The sequence below is a fragment of the Sulfuricurvum sp. genome, from assembly GCF_023250475.1.
In the GTDB taxonomy this organism is placed as follows: Bacteria; Campylobacterota; Campylobacteria; order Campylobacterales; family Sulfurimonadaceae; genus Sulfuricurvum.
Genome location: NZ_JAHFAQ010000045.1, coordinates 1 through 15,227, shown reverse-complemented (window position 1 = coordinate 15,227; position 15,227 = coordinate 1). Strand labels below are relative to the sequence as shown.

Here is a 15,227-nt window from a genome sequence, read left to right as displayed (position 1 = left end):
ACAGTTTTGGATACCCTGCGTGTCCTGATCTGGAACCGAGCCGTATCATTTTTGATCTCCTGCGCCCCGAAGAGTTTGGAATTACCCTCTCTGAGACGTTCCAAATTCATCCTGAGCAGAGTACGACGGCGCTTGTCGTACATCATAAAGAGGCAAGCTATTATAGCGTGTAGTTTCTAGCATTTTTCTCGTCATGCTGAACTTGATTCAGCATCTCTACCGCTTAAGATCCCGTATCGAGTACGGGATGACGAAAGAACCGCTTACCCCTTTATATCAATCGAATCGAAGATTTTTTGTCATGCAATAAAGTAATCTATATACCAATATTTATCAAACTTCCGGCTGTGGGCAATTTGATTTTTTGAGTAGTTTGATACATTTGTGAAAGCTGACCTAATGATCCATTATCAGTTAAATCAGCAGCTGTTTTTGATGTTGATGCGTCCAAAGATGGGTAGCTATTGGCTTGATATTGCGCACGTTGATTTTGTAGTGATTTATCTAACTCTTCAAAAAACTTATCGGCAAGATCGGTATCAATCTCACCATTGGGCAATCTGGAGATTCTATTTGAAAATTCTTCGAGATAATCTTTCCCTTTTGTGTTCGATATATAGGTTTTAATATCTTGTCCGCTCTTCAAAAATTCATAATAGGCCTTAGTCGCTTTCACAGAACCGTTATATTGAACTCCACTCATGCTAGTGTTATTATTGTCCATATTATAGGAATTAGTTTCCTCGTCGACTCTTTTGTAAAAAAAAGCTCCAAACAATTCGCCAACAGCAAGTTTATCATCCGATTCTTTTTCTTCATATTTGGTACCAGCATGAAGTTCAAAAACTTCTCGACTTCCATAAAATGCGGTCTCTCCATTATTATCTCGTCCTGATACTCCATCAAATGCCATAAAACCTTTCCATCCAGTATTTAACAAACCGTCTGTGGCATTATCAACATCAGCTGCAATTTTTGACATCGCATTCCATTGATCCATATTTTTTTGTACACTCACAATGCCATCAGTAAGACTCCCTTTCGAGACATAAGATTTCGGCATAGCGGCAGCTTCTTGTTGCGTCATATACCCTGTACCGGATGGGTCGAGGGTATCTCCTGCAATTGTTGAATATAAAGTCCATACTCTTGAAAAAACTTTTAGAGAATCCATACCATCGCCTCGTGCAGCAGTATACTTTTCCGCTATGTCCATCATGGTCTGATGTATTTTTACATTTTCCGGAATACCAGCCACTTTATTAAAATCCGTTCCAAAAAAGCCATTTTCATCGACCTTGAATCCCCATTTGGTAGAAATGGTGGCTAACGTAGTTTGCGCGGTTGATGCTGAAGAAGTTGTATCGGGTTGAGATACTGCTTGCGTAGTTGTTGTACTCTCACAAGCCGAAGTGGCATTAGTCGCCGTAGTTTTGTTTGTCGTTTGTGTGTACCCAGTTTGAGTGGCTGATGTGACAATCATAATGAGTCCTTCGACCTAATTGTCATAGATTTTATAGTTTTTGAAAATATTCAGCCCGTCTACCATTCTAGGCATATAATCATCGTTAATCAAGTTTTTATAACCTGCATTATTTCCAAGATTCTGAGCATCAGCAACAAGTTTACTATAAGCGTCTTTTATGAGATTTTCATTATTTAACATAAAATTGAATTGACCTATTTTTTTCTCTATCTCTGCAATCATTCCCTTTTGATTTTCAGGTTTTTCATAATATTCCCAACTTCCCTCTATCCCATATTTTCTTAAATCCATAGTTTGGTTATTGGTAGCATTAAAATCTATATCATTTGGATTTTTCGGATAATATCTTTCATCTTTGTCCAAAAACCACTTTAGTGCATCAGGATCAGCCCGTCCGGCTTTTATGAGTGTTTCTAAGAAATTTATTGTCGTATAGCTTGTATCCATGCAAGATGATGTTAAATTCGCTGCATATATTCTAGCTTCTTCAATTGTTTTACCTTGTTCCAAACCTTCATAAACTGCTGCATTAGTAAAGCGGGCTAACTCTGTTGCGTTATGAACACGTTCATCTTTCCCCAATGTATTTACTGGGTACTTTTTCATAATTTCCATAGCACCTTTTTGCATGGCAGTAAACTTTTCTTCCCCACCAAATAGTTCATAAGCTTTGTCAAAAGCTATTTTTTGTTTATCTATTTGGTCTTGTGTTGGTGTTTTCCCTAACTCCATTTTTACTCCACCTAACTCATCATAGTAGCTATCTACAATTTTTAAAAACTCACGAAAATCTATATAATCGGGATAAGCTTCATAAATTTTACGCGTTTGGAGTTCTTCATCGGCTTTTGAGTATGTCTCTGGAACAGGAGTATAAACATCTTTATACTTTTCCTCCATTTCAGCGATTTTTCCCGTGGCTTTTGTCTCCTCTACGCTTTGCGTTTGCGAACTCTCTTGTATAGCCTTAGCAAGCGGACTCTCTTCTGTTTCGCTCGTTGTCTGGGCTGCTTGTTGTTTTATTTCTATCTCTTGCTGTGTCGTTATTATGGGTTCTTGAGTTTCATTTTGAACCTCTGCCGTTGCTTTTGTAGGTTCTTCTTTCTTTTGTATTTCAGCTTTTTGGTCCATTTGCTGTGTAGTTGTAGGCGTTACACTCTCATAAGCCGAAGTAGCTTTAGTCGCCGTTGTTTTGTTTGTCGCTGGTGTATACCCAGTTTGAGTTGCTGATGTGACGATCATAATGACGCTCCAGTGTGTTCCGTAATGATAAGCAATTTTAATTCCAAAAAAATAAATTCAGTTTTTTTATGTTTTTAATATATCAGTATACACAATTCACTATACCCTGTCCTTCCGTGCTCGATACAAAAACCATATCCCTCTATTTAGCTTTTTTCTAATTATCCGATATATCGCCTAAGTAACTGTAAAGAGTAGGCTATGGGAATTTCCGTTTCTCCATCCGCATTTCATAACATACCGTATCAAACGAAACCGTCCAAAGTTCATACATCCGATGAGTTACAGCAACTCAAAAAGGAACCGACGAAAGTAACGGTTGAGGGAGATGTCTACCGTTCATCGGCTAGTGGTTTTGAAAAACTCACTCTCGATGAACTACAGAGCGAAAAATTGTCCGTCGATTCTTCTAAACACACATACATCACCCACTCCGACGGTTCCACGGATGATATGACACAACTCGTCGCGATCCGTGATCCGATGGGAAGCGGTGAAATCCTCATCTTCGACCTCTCCAAAAAGACCATCGACAATCTCAAGGAGAAATTCGGCGATAGCAACAACTTTTTTGAGCGGAATGACGGAGTGCTACGACTAAACGGCAAGGCGGAAAATTTTGTCGCTGGCTGGATGCAGAATATCCGCGTAGATCGCGGCTACGAAAAAGCGGATGCCGATAGAAATGGTAAAATCGAGGGGGATGAAGCACAAGCTCTGACCATCGGTTTCGAACGCCAAAAAGACTATGATTACATTGGGAAAAAATTAGTTCAAGTGAATACAGTGATGGGAGCTAACTATCAAAGTCTGGGTCGCGCACCCGACGCGCACCACCTCTTTGAAACAGATAATATTTACCACCGAAACATCACGACAGCACAATATGCCAAATTTGAAAACACGGTCGAAAAAGAACTTGACCACACCCTCCAAATGGACGCAAACCTCGATGGTACCGTTACCTTAGCTGAGGGGTTAAGCGACGAATTCGGTTCCAATTATAAGCAACAAATTATTGATGACACCCAAGCATTTCACGATCATATGCTAGCAGAGAATTCTACGCTAAACGATGAATCTCGCCTCCAAAATCATAATATCGGCTTATATAGTATCCTCTCGGAGGATGAGGAAAAAGTGCAACAAAAAATATCCCTTAAGCAGGATCTCTACCTAAAAGAACTGTTTGCTCAAAATCCCTATTTTTTAAGCGGCATGAGCACTCTCGATATGGCGGATGCGAATAAGGCAAAAATTGACACTTACGGCTAATTCTATCAATCTTTATTTCCCCACACTTTCTCGATCCACTCCCCCATCTTCGCTTCGTAACCGCTGTTTTTAAACTCGACAAATCTGAGGGGTTTTGAGAGGTACTTTTGCTCTACCCATCCGCCGAAGTCATGCGGATACAAATATCCTTTGTGCTGTTGGCGCAGGTGTTCAGGGATATCGAGGATCACTCCGTTTTTAACGGCGCTCTGCGCGGCGTTGATCGCATTATACGCCGTATTTGATTTGGGTGATGCACACAGATAGATCACCGCTTGTGCGAGGATTATACGCGCTTCGGGATAGCCGATCTGTTTCACGCTCATCATCGCCGAGGTTGTCAAAGTCAACCCTTGAGGATTGGCATTCCCGACATCTTCGGAAGAGAGGATCACGAGACGTCGTGCAATAAATTCGGGCGGTTCTCCCCCTTCGATAAGGCGTGCAAGGTAATAGATCGCCGCATCGGGATCGGAACCTCGGATACTTTTGATAAGGGCGGAAGCGAGATCGTAATGGACTCCCGCCTCAGAACTCCCAAGAGACTGTGCCGCAGGGCGGAGTGATTTTAAGAGGGACAGGGTAATCGGTTTGTTCAACGCAGAGGCAACTTCGAGAAGTTTGAGCATTGCGCGTGCATCACCTCCCGAACTGGCAATCAAATACTCTCGTGCTTCCTCATCCATTTCAACCGAGGTACTGACTAACAAATCTTCTAACGCGTCAAAACCGATGGAATGGAGTTCAAACAACAACGAGCGTGATCGCATTGCTGCAGTCAAGCTAAAATAGGGATTCTCCGTCGATGCCCCGATCACTAACACACTGTTTTTTTCCATAACGGGGAGTAACACTTCCTGCTGGTTCTTTGCAAGACGATGAACCTCATCGATAAAAACCAAAGGCTTGGTGAGTGAGTTTTCATATTGGTCAAAAATTTTGCGAAGCTGCTCGATTTTGAGCGATGTGGCATTAAATTCGTAAAACGGCAGACCCATCACATCCGCAATGATTCGTGCCAAGGTTGTCTTGCCGCAGCCGGGAGGGCCGTAAAAAAAAGAGTGGGTAAGATTGCCGCCCTCGCAAAGTGAACGCAACGGAGCGTCCGGAGAGCAAAGATGAACCTGACCTAGCACATCATCAAATTTTTTTGGACGCAAAAGGTAGGTAAAATCGGCCACGATTAACCTGCGATAACCTTGATGATCACTTCGCGCTCTTGACGGGGACCGTCAAACTCCCCGAAGAAAACACCCTGCCATTTTCCGAACATCGGACGTCCGTCATGAACCGGGATACTGACCGATGCGCCCATACGGGATGACTTGAGATGTGCCGCTGCATTGCTTCCGACATGAGCGTATTGAACATCGTTGGGGATAACCTTAGAGAGCGCCGCTAATAAATCACGACGAAGATTTTGGTCGGCATTCTCAAACAAAAAGACACTCCCTGTCGTATGCGGAGTAAAAACAACACAGATTCCCTCTTTGATCCCCGAGGTAATAACGGCCTCTTTGACTTCGGAACTGATGTCCATTAATTGTGTTTTATGACTGGTTGGAAATTTTAGTGTTTTCATTTTTTATGCTCACCTTTTGCGAATTTTTTTTCCGGTTTGTATTTGTTGGTGCCGAAAGGCTCATTGGAAGGCTTCGACTTCGCTTTTGCTTTGTCTTTGACAAATGTTTTTTTGACGGGCTTCGATTCTGATTTTTCGAACACTTTCGGAGCTTTTTTCTCACCCTTTTGTTTTTGTTTCTCCGCTTTCTCTACGGCATCCAAAAACTCTCGCAGATTTGAATACTCACTTCGCTCCAAAAAGCGTACTTTTCCGGTTGGAAGATTATTGAGCTCTATCCCTCCGAAACTGAGACGTTTTAGATCCACGATCTCCGCACCGAAATGGGCGAAAAATCGGCGAAGCTCACGATTTTGCCCCTCTCCGATGGCGACTTTTAGGATCGAGTAATCCCCTTGGTCTTTTTGCACTTGGTAAGCATAAAAAGGGGCGAAGCTCATCGGTCCCTCAGGTGCATACTCATGCGCACCGGCACTCGCATCTTCGAGCTCCAATCCCTCTCCCATGGCAACTTTCATCGCATCGGTAACAGGCCCTTTGATCTTAATCTTATAGACCCGTTCCATTTTCGACGTCATCAACGCCGTCGCAACACGAGACGCATCAGTGAGAAGCAATAAACCCTCAGAGGCAAAGTCGAGCCGTCCCACAGGAATATAGTGGCGATATTGTTTTGCGAGCGAATCGTAAATCGTTTTACGCCCTTGAGGATCTTTTTTCGTCACCAATTCGCCGCGCGGTTTGTTATAAACGATCACCGTAAACTGATCATTCGGAACAATCTTATTTCCGCTAATCATGACATTGGCATGACGCTCATCAACCTGAATGGCAGGATTGGTTTCGATTTCTCCATCGATTCGTACATATCCGTCCAAAATCGCCTGATCGGCTTCACGACGAGAGTAGGTTGAATAGTGGGCAATATATTTGTTTAAACGCATCATGAGATACCTGCTTCCACGAGTGTATGAAGATGCAATGCACCTTGGATAAGACGATCTTTATCGGTGACGACTAACAACTGTATTTTTTTCTCTTCGATCAACACCAGCGCATCAGAGGCGAGCATTGTCGCATCATCGAGCACCAGAGGGTTTTTTGTCGCATACTCTTTTGCTGAGGAATCAAGCGAAAACGATTCACTCATCAATGCACGACGGATGTCGCCATCACTCAGCAACCCTGAGAGTTTCCCCTCTGCGTCAGTGAGCATCACCGTCCCCAAACGCCCTTCGCTAAGCTTTAAAATCGCCTCTTTGAGCGGGGTATTTTCATCCACGATCGGAAGGTCGGTTGTTCGCATCAAATCGGACACTTTTACAAAAAGGCGTTTTCCTAAAGCACCGCCGGGGTGAAACGAAGCAAAATCCTCTTTTTGAAAATTTCGCGCCTTCATCAGACACACCGCGAGCGCATCCCCCATCGCCAACGTCAACGTCGTTGAAGAGGTCGGAGCGATATCGAGAGGACACGCTTCATGAGTGACATTGATATTGATCACCTCATCGCTAAAACGTCCGAGCGTAGAATCTGCGTTTCGAGTCATCCCGATAAGGGGGATATCGAATCGTTTGATGTGAGGGAGGATGGAGCTGAGTTCCGGGCTCTCACCGCTGTAACTGATGGCTAATACCGCGTCATCCCGACCGATCATCCCCAAATCGCCGTGCAATGCTTCGGTGGGATGGAGGAAAAAGCTCGGTGTTCCCGTCGAGGCAAATGTCGCGGCGATTTTTGCCCCGATCAGCCCCGATTTTCCCACACCGGTAATGACCAGTTTACCTTTGCACGCTAAGATCATCTCCACGGCACGAATTATCTCTTCTCCAAGACGTTCTGACCCCTCTATGAGAGCCTGCGCTTCAATTTCAAGTGTGTTTTTGGCTATTGCGATATAATCATTGTTCATAAAGCTATTATAGCTCATTAACCCTTTAAAACTGGTGTCTGTTTATGCAAAATCTTTACCTTGACGTATCCACTCTGGATCAGCGCAGCGTTACAAAATTTGCCCTCAGCGAAGAGCTGATGATGGAACATGCCGCACTCGCAATGGCACACCTCATCCGCTCACGCTTCCGTCTAAAGTCATCTCTCCTTATCATCTGCGGCAGCGGAAACAACGGAGCTGACGGCTTGGCGCTCGCACGATTGCTGGAGGGGGACTACCGTATCGGTATCCATATCCCTTTCGGTGCGAGCTCCCCGCTTGCCCATCTTCAGCGTGAACGTGCCGAGGCATTGGGACTGAAACATGCCCCGATAGAAGAAGAGTATGACGTTATTGTGGACGCGCTGTTCGGATCGGGGCTAAACCGCCCCCTCGGGCCTACCGCGATAGAGGCATTGGTATTAATGAACAAGATGAACGGATGCAAAATCGCATGCGATGTCCCCAGCGGACTTTATCCCGACGGCACATTTGACACCCATGTTTTTCATGCCGATATCACAGTGACTATGGGAAGCTTCAAACGCTCACTATTCAGTGATGGTGCCAAAGAGATTTGCGGCGAAATTCTCGTCGCAGATTTGGGAGTGCATCGAACCCGGTATGAAACCCCTTCCGCATGGCATCTGTTGGAAGCCAAGGATTTATCACTCCCCATTAGACTTAAAACCTCTTCCCACAAAGGAAACTTCGGCCATTTGGCGATCGTCTGCGGCGAAAAAATCGGAGCATCGGTCATTGCAGGCTCAGCCGCCCTCCGTTTCGGAACGGGATTAGTCAGCCTAATCAGCAATGAAAATGTTGCGATCCCTTATGAACTGATGCAAAGCCATACTATCCCCTCCACTACTGCGGCTATCGCCTTAGGCATGGGACTAGGGGTAGAGTTTTGTGACGATGAGCTGTCTCGTCTGTTGGACAATACCCTCCCGCTCGTTTTGGATGCCGATATTTTTTATCACCCGATGTTTGGTCAACTCTTAAAGCGTGAAAATATTGTCCTCACCCCTCATCCCAAAGAGTTCACCCAAATATTACATGTGTGCGGTATTGCCGATATCGATGTCACCACATTGCAAAACGACCGATTTACCTATGCGGAACAATTCTGTGCCGCCTATCCGAACGCCGTGCTGGTGCTTAAAGGGTCTAACGTAATCATCGGGCAAGGAGAGCAGTTTTTTATCAATCCGCTCGGAACCGTATCACTCGCCAAAGGGGGAAGCGGAGATGTTCTCAGCGGTCTTATCGGTGCATTGTTGGCTCAAGGAAACAGCCCTGTAGATTCGGCAATTCAAGGCTCCCTTGCCCATACCCTTGCCGCTCGACAATTTGATAAAAACAACTATGCGCTAACCCCATTTGACCTTATAGAAAGAATCTCCTCTTTATGAAAAAGATCGTTGCCCTCTTTAGCGGCGAAGGGACCAACCTCGCCAACCTGATCGAAAAAATTCATCTCAAACACGCGTGCCTGGTCTGTGCTATTACCAATAACCCTGAGGCGGGAGGTATTACTAAAGCCAAAACGGCCGGCATCCCCGTCGAAATTCTTGATCATCGGGATTTTGACAATCGAGAGCGCTACGATGAAGCTCTGGTTAGCCTCATTCAAGACTACAATCCTGATCTTGTCGTCCTCTGCGGCTTTATGCGGATTCTAACCCCCGTCTTCACCTCGCAGATTCGTTCCATTAACCTTCATCCCGCACTCCTACCCGCATTCAAAGGTGCCCGCGCTATTGAGCGGAGTTTCGAGAGCGATGAAAAAATATGCGGAGTCAGCGTCCATTGGGTAACCGATGAACTCGACGGCGGTGACATAATCTTGCAAAAAAGTTTTACCAAAAATTCATCCGATTCTTTAGAAGAATTTTCGGCTAAAATTCGCGAGATTGAACATGAGATTCTCCCTCTCAGCGTAGTAAAAATTCTAAAGGATTCATAGATGCATACATTACAAATAGGCAAATATACTCTCGGAAGCCGTCTTATCGTCGGCAGCGGAAAATACGACTCATTCGAAACGACTAAAGCGGCAACGTTAGCTTCAGGATCGGAGCTTATCACCGTCGCCGTGCGCCGTCTCAATATCACCAATCCGAATGAGCCGAATCTTCGCGATACCTTTGCCGGTACCAATGTGAAATTTTTGCCAAACTCGGCGGGATGCACGACGGCGGAAGAGGCAATTACCCTCTTTCGTCTTACCCGTGAAGCAACAGGAATCGACTTGATCAAACTCGAAGTGATCGGCGACACCCAAAAAACCCTCTATCCCGACGTCTTGGAGACGATCAAAGCCTGTGAAGTATTAGCGAGGGATGGCTTTACGATCATGGCATACACCTCGGATGATCCGATCATGGCTCGCCGTCTCGAAGATGCGGGTGCTCACGCGATCATGCCTCTCGCCGCTCCGATCGGTTCAGGTCTCGGAGTTCAAAATAAATATAACATCGTGTTTGTACGTGAAGCGGTCAAAGTGCCTATTATCGTGGACGCGGGGATCGGCTGCGCATCTGATGCGGCGTTAGCGATGGAGCTCGGAGCTGATGGTGTTTTGACAAATACCGCTATTGCTCAGGCTCAAAATCCGATGATGATGGCGGAAGCGATGAAAAATGCGGTAATTGCAGGAAGACTCAGTTACTTGGCGGGACGGATTCCGAAACGCCCGTATGCAACGGCAAGTTCACCGGTTGATGGAATGATACAATTCTGATTTTGTACGCCTACGGAGCAAAGCCCCGCTAGGCTACGCTAACGCTGAGTTTACTTCAGCAGTAGGCTCAAAATCGCTTGCAATTTTTAATCTCACATAATAATCCCCGTGATCCAATACCTAGCGCCGTTCCGAAGGCAGTAGTGCCGATAGGAACGAGCGTTCTTGGATCACGATATGCATTTTTGGTACTTTTCTCTCTAAAGAGAAAAGTACATCACACTTCTATATAATCCAAATCCTCATGAAACGTCTCACGTGTAAAATAAAGGGCGACCAAAGCGATCGTAAACACGACACTGCCCACTATCGCGGCTGAACCCAAAACGCCCATGCTCTGTTTCAAAAGCATAAAGCTTGACGTAATCGGGACGACCGAACCGCGAACGAAATTGGGAACGGTCGTTGCCACGGTCGCACGGATATTCGTTCCGAACTGCTCTGCAGCCATCGTAATAAAAAGGGCCCAGTAGCCGCAGAAAAGACCCAATAAAAATACAGCGATATAAAAAGATTGCGCGCTCGCACCCGAGAGGGTAAAGTAATAAAGGACACTTATTCCCGATAAAACCATAAAAATCGTATAGGCACGTTTACGACTTTTAAGCTGCTGAGATAGATATCCGCTTGCCAAATCTCCCACCGAAAGACCGATATAGGTATACATCAATGCCGTACCCGCACTCACCTCCCCATCAATCGCAAGCGCTTTTGCAAATTCAGGAGAGAACATCACCAAAATACCGACGACATACCACAGCGGCATACCGATAACAATCGCTTTGATATATTTGCTGAAAAGTTTTTTGTGAGTAAAAAGGGCGAAAAAATGGCCTCTCTTCACATCATCACTCGCATGGTGCTCAAACATCGCCGATTCTCTGACCCGAAATCGTAGAACCAATAACAAAAATCCGAGAACGCCTCCCAAAATATAGGCGTTCCGCCATGCAAAGTTTTCAGCAACAATATTGGCGGCAACAACCCCAAGTACGCCGAACGCCGCTATGCTCATGACTCCGTATCCGCGCAGCTCTTTAGGGAGAATTTCAGCCACCAACGTCACCCCGGCACCAAGCTCTCCCGCCAAACCGATACCGGCAATAAATCTCAGCAGCGCATACTGCTCGACATTGGTAACAAACGCATTCAGCAAATTCGCCACCGAATAGAGGATAATCGAGGCAAAGAGGACGGAAAGCCTCCCTTTTTTATCTCCCAAAATTCCCCAGAGGATTCCGCCGATCAGCATCCCCCCCATTTGGGCATTAAGAATAAAGGAACCCCATAGGGTAATCGCCTCTTTATCGAGTCCCAGTTCGGTCAAACTCTCGACCCGAACAACCCCGAAAAGGATCAAATCGTAAATATCAACAAAATATCCCATCGCAATAACGATAACGGGGAGTGTCAAAACCTGACGCCAGAGCGATACTGTCATCATTCTGCCTTTGATCTTTTATTGCTGTAATAAGCATAAATCAACATTCCGATCATCGACCATCCGATAAAACGGAGCCACGTTTCAAACGGCAATCCCGCCATCATAAAAATAATCAAGATGAAATTGAGCGGCATGAGGATTTTAAACGCAGGAATTTTAAATACCGGCTGAATAATATTTTGACGACGCAATACGATAATTGCAACCGCTACCATTAAGTAAGCGAACAAGGTTCCGATATTGACCAATTCCGCTAACGTTTTAAGAGGAACAAGCCCCGCCATCACACTAAGCAAGATGCCGCCGATAATGGTCGCTTTATACGGGGTGTTGAATCTCGGGTGAATTTCACTGAACGTTTTAGGGAGAAGTCCATCGCGTGCAAGGGCAAAAAAGATGCGGGTAAATCCGAGTCCCATAACAATCATAACGGTGGTAATCGTAATAACCGCGCCCAATGCGATAACATTCGCTGCAAACGGCTCATTGACTTTGTAAAGGGCAAATGCAAGTGCGTCGGGAACATTAAGCTCCTGATACGGAACGATTGCCGTCAGGGTAAAACTGACTAGGATAAAAAATACCACCGAGAGCGCCAGGGAAAGAATCAGTCCCAGAGGGATATTACGTTCGGGATTTTTCGTCTCTTCCGCTACCGTACTGATCGCATCAAATCCCAAATAGGCGAAAATAATCAACGAAGCACCATGCCATACCCCCTCCCAGCCGAACGGGAAAAAGTTTGAGAGATTATGAAAATCAACGTGCGGCAGTCCAACCACCACAAAAGTGACCAAAACCGCAAGCTTGATCATTACAATCGCCGTATTCACCTTTGCGCTCTCTTTGATTCCGATAGCAAGAAGGACAAAAATCGCTAAAATGATCCCGAATGCACTGATATCAATATAGGTTCCTGCACTCGGATTATAGGCGCCGCTAAGCGCTTGCGGAATGTGAAGCCCCATACTGTTCTCCAGAAAACGGCGCAAATATCCGGACCATCCCGTAGCAACTGCGGCCGTAGCAACCCCGTATTCAAGCAGCAGGTTCCATCCTACAAACCATGCAAACACTTCTCCCAATGAAGCGAAAGTAAAACTATAGGCACTCCCCGCAACTGGATATGCAGAGCTGAGTTCCGCATAAATCAGCGCTGTAATCCCGATCATCACGGCACCGAGCAAAAATGAGAGCACAATTGCAGGCCCCGCCATCGTCGCTGCCGCCTGACCCGTAATGACAAAAATACCGGCTCCGATAACGGCTCCCACACCGATAAACGTCACGTCCATAAGACCGAGGCTGCGATGGAACTCTCCGTTAGTGCCGCTCATATCCTTTTTCCTAAATATTCCCTTCATTCCCCATCCTCAACTCAATATTGCCGTACAATTAGAGTCAATTATACTTAATTTTTGATCCTCTTTCTCCTTTTTATATTCAATACAGAGTAAAAGATACCCGATACGTTTAACTCGGTTACGCGGAAGTCTTGACAATTCTTTTATTTTCGACTATAATTTCGCCTCACTAATTAGCTCACTTGGGTTTGATTAGATGAAGGTCGGGGCGTAGCTCAGTCTGGTTAGAGTACTTGGTTTGGGACCAAGGGGCCGGAGGTTCGAGTCCTCTCGCCCCGACCATGTTTTTTCTTTTTTTGTATCATTTCAAACAGATTCTTTATTACAGATGGTGGGTGTAGCTCAGTCGGTTAGAGCATCAGGTTGTGGTTCTGAGGGTCGTGGGTTCGATCCCCATCACCCACCCCATTTGTTTCTGGTTTGAAACACCTTTGATACACGATGTTTTAGAAGGCGATTGTGCGTTCGTAGCTCAACTGGATAGAGTAACGGACTTCGGATCCGTAGGTTATAGGTTCGAACCCTATCGGGCGCACCATATACACTCATGCGTCCTTAGCTCAGCTGGATAGAGCAATGCCCTTCTAAGGCATCGGTCAGAGGTTCGAATCCTCTAGGGCGTACCACCTTAGACTTTATTTTTACGTGCGCGGATGTGGTGAAATTGGTAGACACGCCAGACTTAGGATCTGGTGCCGCAAGGTGTGAAGGTTCAAGTCCTTTCATCCGCACCATCGGTCGATAAACCCCTATTAATAGGGACTTCGTCAAACTCTTTCTTCTACTGTGACCAAATTGTGACCAAAACTTTTTTCTAAAAATCTTGCTCTATGTTTATCTTTACGTTTAATATACCTTGCATAACGCTCTAATGTCATCTTTGCAGTTGTATGTCCTAACATATTTGACACCCACAAAATATCATCATCGTCGCAAATGTATGGCGCATCTGATAAATCGTTCGGTACTTAATACCCGCATTTATAAGAGTCTTTTTCCAGTCATGATCTCTAATATTTTTAGAGTCAAAGAAATGACCGTTATTGGATGTCATAAACACATACGCGTTTTGATCTCCCGTGATCTCAAATTGATCTTTCAAAAATGAGACAAGAGGATCGAGCATATCAATCGTGCGAACACTTCCAATCGTTTTTGGAGCAGATTCAACACCTCGACCAACAGTACGTTCAATATTAATTTCTCTATTTTCGAAATCAATATCTTTCCATTTCAGTCCAATGATCTCTCCGGTTCGCATTCCAGTGAAGAAACCAACCGCATAAAAGTTACGAAATTGCCCATCTGCAACAGAAAATATTTTTTGTATCTCTTCCATTGAAAAGGCTTCTATTTTACCTAACTGACTTTTGGGCAAAGTGGTTGCCAAGCGTGTTGGATTACGACTGATAATCTCATCCTTATACGCATCTTCAAAAATCACCGCTAAAATAGTCCGTAACTGTTTAACCCGTCGCACACCAATCTCAAATTTTTCAATCAGCATGTTTTGCCAAATAGACACTTCCGAGGGTTTAATTTCATCTAACTTCTTCTTACCAAAATAAGGGAGGATGTGTTTTTTGTACGCATTGTAATAATCATGATGTGTTGTCGGTTTTCTTCGGTACTTATGCAATGCAAACGATTGTTCAGCGTATTCGCTAAAAATCGGAATTTTTGTTTTTGTATTTTCTTTTTCAAAGAACTCCTCCGAATTGAGCTTATAAAGCAGTTCAGGGATTATTTTCATTTGAGCATATTTGCGGTTCGCCTTTGTATCGGTCAATCCTAGTGAACGTCTAATCCGTTCAGATTGATGATAAAAGTCGATCCACAATATCCCGCTTCGATTCACGAGGTTCATGAGTGTCGTTTCCTTTCACCCAATCGTCTATTGCGAACCTGTCAAATAAAATTTTACCCGTTTTATTGTAAAAGTGGATTCCCTCTAACATGTGTTCATCTTTGATCTTATAAATGCGATCTTTTGAGTAACCGAGATATTCAGCTAATTCTTTAACGTTTAACCACCGTTTCGCCTGCACCGTTTTCAATTCTTCGTACATGGTTTCCATGATCTGAAATATTTTGGGAATAAGGTTTAAATGCTCTAATTGAATTTCCATTAAAATTTACCTCCCCAATATCGATA

Annotated in this window: 15 protein-coding genes and 5 tRNA genes; 10 read left to right on the top strand and 10 right to left on the bottom strand. The window is 44.7% G+C overall.

Going from position 1 to position 15,227, the window contains the following annotated elements:
• Positions 1 to 173, top strand: a 173-nt coding sequence (locus tag Q0C19_RS11845; protein WP_366822977.1) for a vitamin B12 dependent-methionine synthase activation domain-containing protein, incomplete at its 5' end; no start/stop codon positions are given.
• A 143-nt stretch (positions 174 to 316) separates the two neighbouring features.
• Here Q0C19_RS11845 and Q0C19_RS05925 read toward each other — a convergent pair.
• Together Q0C19_RS05925 and Q0C19_RS05920 are read right to left on the bottom strand one after the other, a co-directional pair.
• Complete coding sequence (locus tag Q0C19_RS05925; RefSeq protein ID WP_295053835.1) at positions 317 to 1,483, bottom strand: hypothetical protein; 1,167 nt, start codon at positions 1,481 to 1,483, stop codon at positions 317 to 319.
• Between the two features lie 15 nt (positions 1,484 to 1,498).
• The gene (locus Q0C19_RS05920; RefSeq protein ID WP_295053832.1) at positions 1,499 to 2,728 is read right to left on the bottom strand and encodes a hypothetical protein; all 1,230 of its coding nucleotides are present in this window, start codon (positions 2,726 to 2,728) and stop codon (positions 1,499 to 1,501) included.
• Positions 2,729 to 2,929: 201 nt separating this feature from the next.
• Here Q0C19_RS05920 and Q0C19_RS05915 point away from each other — a divergent pair, with 201 nt between their 5' ends.
• Positions 2,930 to 4,003, top strand: coding sequence for a hypothetical protein (locus Q0C19_RS05915; protein ID WP_295053829.1), 1,074 nt, complete (start codon positions 2,930 to 2,932; stop codon positions 4,001 to 4,003).
• A 5-nt stretch (positions 4,004 to 4,008) separates the two neighbouring features.
• Here the strand turns inward: Q0C19_RS05915 and Q0C19_RS05910 are convergent, their stop codons facing one another.
• From Q0C19_RS05910 to Q0C19_RS05895, 4 genes are read right to left on the bottom strand one after another with little or no spacing between them, the layout of a single operon-like run.
• Positions 4,009 to 5,184 (bottom strand): replication-associated recombination protein A, encoded by a 1,176-nt coding sequence (locus Q0C19_RS05910; RefSeq protein ID WP_295053827.1) that lies wholly within the window; start codon positions 5,182 to 5,184, stop codon positions 4,009 to 4,011.
• Between the two features lie 2 nt (positions 5,185 to 5,186).
• Complete coding sequence (locus Q0C19_RS05905) at positions 5,187 to 5,585, bottom strand: secondary thiamine-phosphate synthase enzyme YjbQ (protein WP_295053824.1); 399 nt, start codon at positions 5,583 to 5,585, stop codon at positions 5,187 to 5,189.
• A complete protein-coding gene (locus Q0C19_RS05900) occupies positions 5,582 to 6,532 on the bottom strand; it encodes a pseudouridine synthase (RefSeq protein WP_366822972.1) in 951 nt (316 codons plus the stop codon). The genes Q0C19_RS05905 and Q0C19_RS05900 overlap by 4 nt, the downstream gene beginning before the upstream one ends.
• Entirely contained in the window at positions 6,529 to 7,497 is a 969-nt protein-coding gene (locus Q0C19_RS05895; RefSeq protein WP_295053821.1) for a KpsF/GutQ family sugar-phosphate isomerase, read from the bottom strand. Before Q0C19_RS05895 ends, Q0C19_RS05900 begins: the two co-directional genes overlap by 4 nt.
• Before the next feature lie 44 nt (positions 7,498 to 7,541).
• Between Q0C19_RS05895 and Q0C19_RS05890 the strand changes: the two genes are divergently transcribed.
• From Q0C19_RS05890 to Q0C19_RS05880, 3 genes are read left to right on the top strand one after another with little or no spacing between them, the layout of a single operon-like run.
• Positions 7,542 to 8,933: an NAD(P)H-hydrate dehydratase gene (locus Q0C19_RS05890; protein WP_295053818.1), complete on the top strand. Its 1,392-nt coding sequence runs from the start codon at positions 7,542 to 7,544 to the stop codon at positions 8,931 to 8,933.
• A complete protein-coding gene (gene purN / locus Q0C19_RS05885; protein ID WP_295053817.1) occupies positions 8,930 to 9,487 on the top strand; it encodes a phosphoribosylglycinamide formyltransferase in 558 nt (185 codons plus the stop codon). Before Q0C19_RS05890 ends, purN begins: the two co-directional genes overlap by 4 nt.
• Complete coding sequence (locus Q0C19_RS05880; protein WP_295053814.1) at positions 9,488 to 10,264, top strand: thiazole synthase; 777 nt, start codon at positions 9,488 to 9,490, stop codon at positions 10,262 to 10,264.
• Between the two features lie 217 nt (positions 10,265 to 10,481).
• On the opposite strand, the gene Q0C19_RS05875 is transcribed toward Q0C19_RS05880, so the two are convergent.
• Both Q0C19_RS05875 and Q0C19_RS05870 read right to left on the bottom strand, forming a co-directional pair.
• On the bottom strand, positions 10,482 to 11,705 hold the full coding sequence (locus Q0C19_RS05875; protein WP_295053811.1) for an MFS transporter: 1,224 nt from the start codon (positions 11,703 to 11,705) through the stop codon (positions 10,482 to 10,484).
• On the bottom strand, positions 11,705 to 13,045 hold the full coding sequence (locus Q0C19_RS05870; RefSeq protein ID WP_295053807.1) for an amino acid permease: 1,341 nt from the start codon (positions 13,043 to 13,045) through the stop codon (positions 11,705 to 11,707). The genes Q0C19_RS05875 and Q0C19_RS05870 overlap by 1 nt, the downstream gene beginning before the upstream one ends.
• Positions 13,046 to 13,276: 231 nt before the next feature.
• On the opposite strand from Q0C19_RS05870, the gene Q0C19_RS05865 reads away from it, so the two are divergent.
• From Q0C19_RS05865 to Q0C19_RS05845, 5 genes are all read left to right on the top strand, one after another.
• Positions 13,277 to 13,354 (top strand) — tRNA-Pro (locus Q0C19_RS05865).
• Positions 13,355 to 13,403: 49 nt separating this feature from the next.
• Positions 13,404 to 13,480, top strand: a tRNA-His gene (locus tag Q0C19_RS05860).
• 53 nt (positions 13,481 to 13,533) lie between these two features.
• Positions 13,534 to 13,610, top strand: a tRNA-Arg gene (locus Q0C19_RS05855).
• Between the two features lie 11 nt (positions 13,611 to 13,621).
• Positions 13,622 to 13,698: transfer RNA gene (locus Q0C19_RS05850), tRNA-Arg, on the top strand.
• Positions 13,699 to 13,721: 23 nt separating this feature from the next.
• A tRNA-Leu gene (locus Q0C19_RS05845) sits at positions 13,722 to 13,806 on the top strand.
• 161 nt (positions 13,807 to 13,967) lie between these two features.
• Here Q0C19_RS05845 and Q0C19_RS05840 read toward each other — a convergent pair.
• Both Q0C19_RS05840 and Q0C19_RS05835 read right to left on the bottom strand, forming a co-directional pair.
• Positions 13,968 to 14,825: a site-specific integrase gene (locus Q0C19_RS05840; protein WP_295053804.1), complete on the bottom strand. Its 858-nt coding sequence runs from the start codon at positions 14,823 to 14,825 to the stop codon at positions 13,968 to 13,970.
• A 58-nt stretch (positions 14,826 to 14,883) separates the two neighbouring features.
• Positions 14,884 to 15,141: a helix-turn-helix domain-containing protein gene (locus Q0C19_RS05835; protein WP_295053837.1), complete on the bottom strand. Its 258-nt coding sequence runs from the start codon at positions 15,139 to 15,141 to the stop codon at positions 14,884 to 14,886.
• Positions 15,142 to 15,227: the final 86 nt, after the last annotated feature.

Excerpts from the sequence above, each read along its gene's own strand:
- Q0C19_RS05925 (WP_295053835.1), bottom strand. The coding sequence starts at position 1,483 with ATGATTGTCACATCAGCCACTCAAACTGGGTACACACAAACGACAAAC.
- Q0C19_RS05920 (WP_295053832.1), bottom strand. The coding sequence starts at position 2,728 with ATGATCGTCACATCAGCAACTCAAACTGGGTATACACCAGCGACAAAC.
- Q0C19_RS05915 (WP_295053829.1), top strand. The coding sequence starts at position 2,930 with ATGGGAATTTCCGTTTCTCCATCCGCATTTCATAACATACCGTATCAA.
- Q0C19_RS05905 (WP_295053824.1), bottom strand. The coding sequence starts at position 5,585 with ATGAAAACACTAAAATTTCCAACCAGTCATAAAACACAATTAATGGAC.
- Q0C19_RS05900 (WP_366822972.1), bottom strand. The coding sequence starts at position 6,532 with ATGATGCGTTTAAACAAATATATTGCCCACTATTCAACCTACTCTCGT.
- Q0C19_RS05895 (WP_295053821.1), bottom strand. The coding sequence starts at position 7,497 with ATGAACAATGATTATATCGCAATAGCCAAAAACACACTTGAAATTGAA.
- Q0C19_RS05890 (WP_295053818.1), top strand. The coding sequence starts at position 7,542 with ATGCAAAATCTTTACCTTGACGTATCCACTCTGGATCAGCGCAGCGTT.
- purN (WP_295053817.1), top strand. The coding sequence starts at position 8,930 with ATGAAAAAGATCGTTGCCCTCTTTAGCGGCGAAGGGACCAACCTCGCC.
- Q0C19_RS05880 (WP_295053814.1), top strand. The coding sequence starts at position 9,488 with ATGCATACATTACAAATAGGCAAATATACTCTCGGAAGCCGTCTTATC.
- Q0C19_RS05875 (WP_295053811.1), bottom strand. The coding sequence starts at position 11,705 with ATGACAGTATCGCTCTGGCGTCAGGTTTTGACACTCCCCGTTATCGTT.
- Q0C19_RS05870 (WP_295053807.1), bottom strand. The coding sequence starts at position 13,045 with ATGAGCGGCACTAACGGAGAGTTCCATCGCAGCCTCGGTCTTATGGAC.
- Q0C19_RS05840 (WP_295053804.1), bottom strand. The coding sequence starts at position 14,825 with ATGAAAATAATCCCTGAACTGCTTTATAAGCTCAATTCGGAGGAGTTC.
- Q0C19_RS05835 (WP_295053837.1), bottom strand. The coding sequence starts at position 15,141 with ATGTACGAAGAATTGAAAACGGTGCAGGCGAAACGGTGGTTAAACGTT.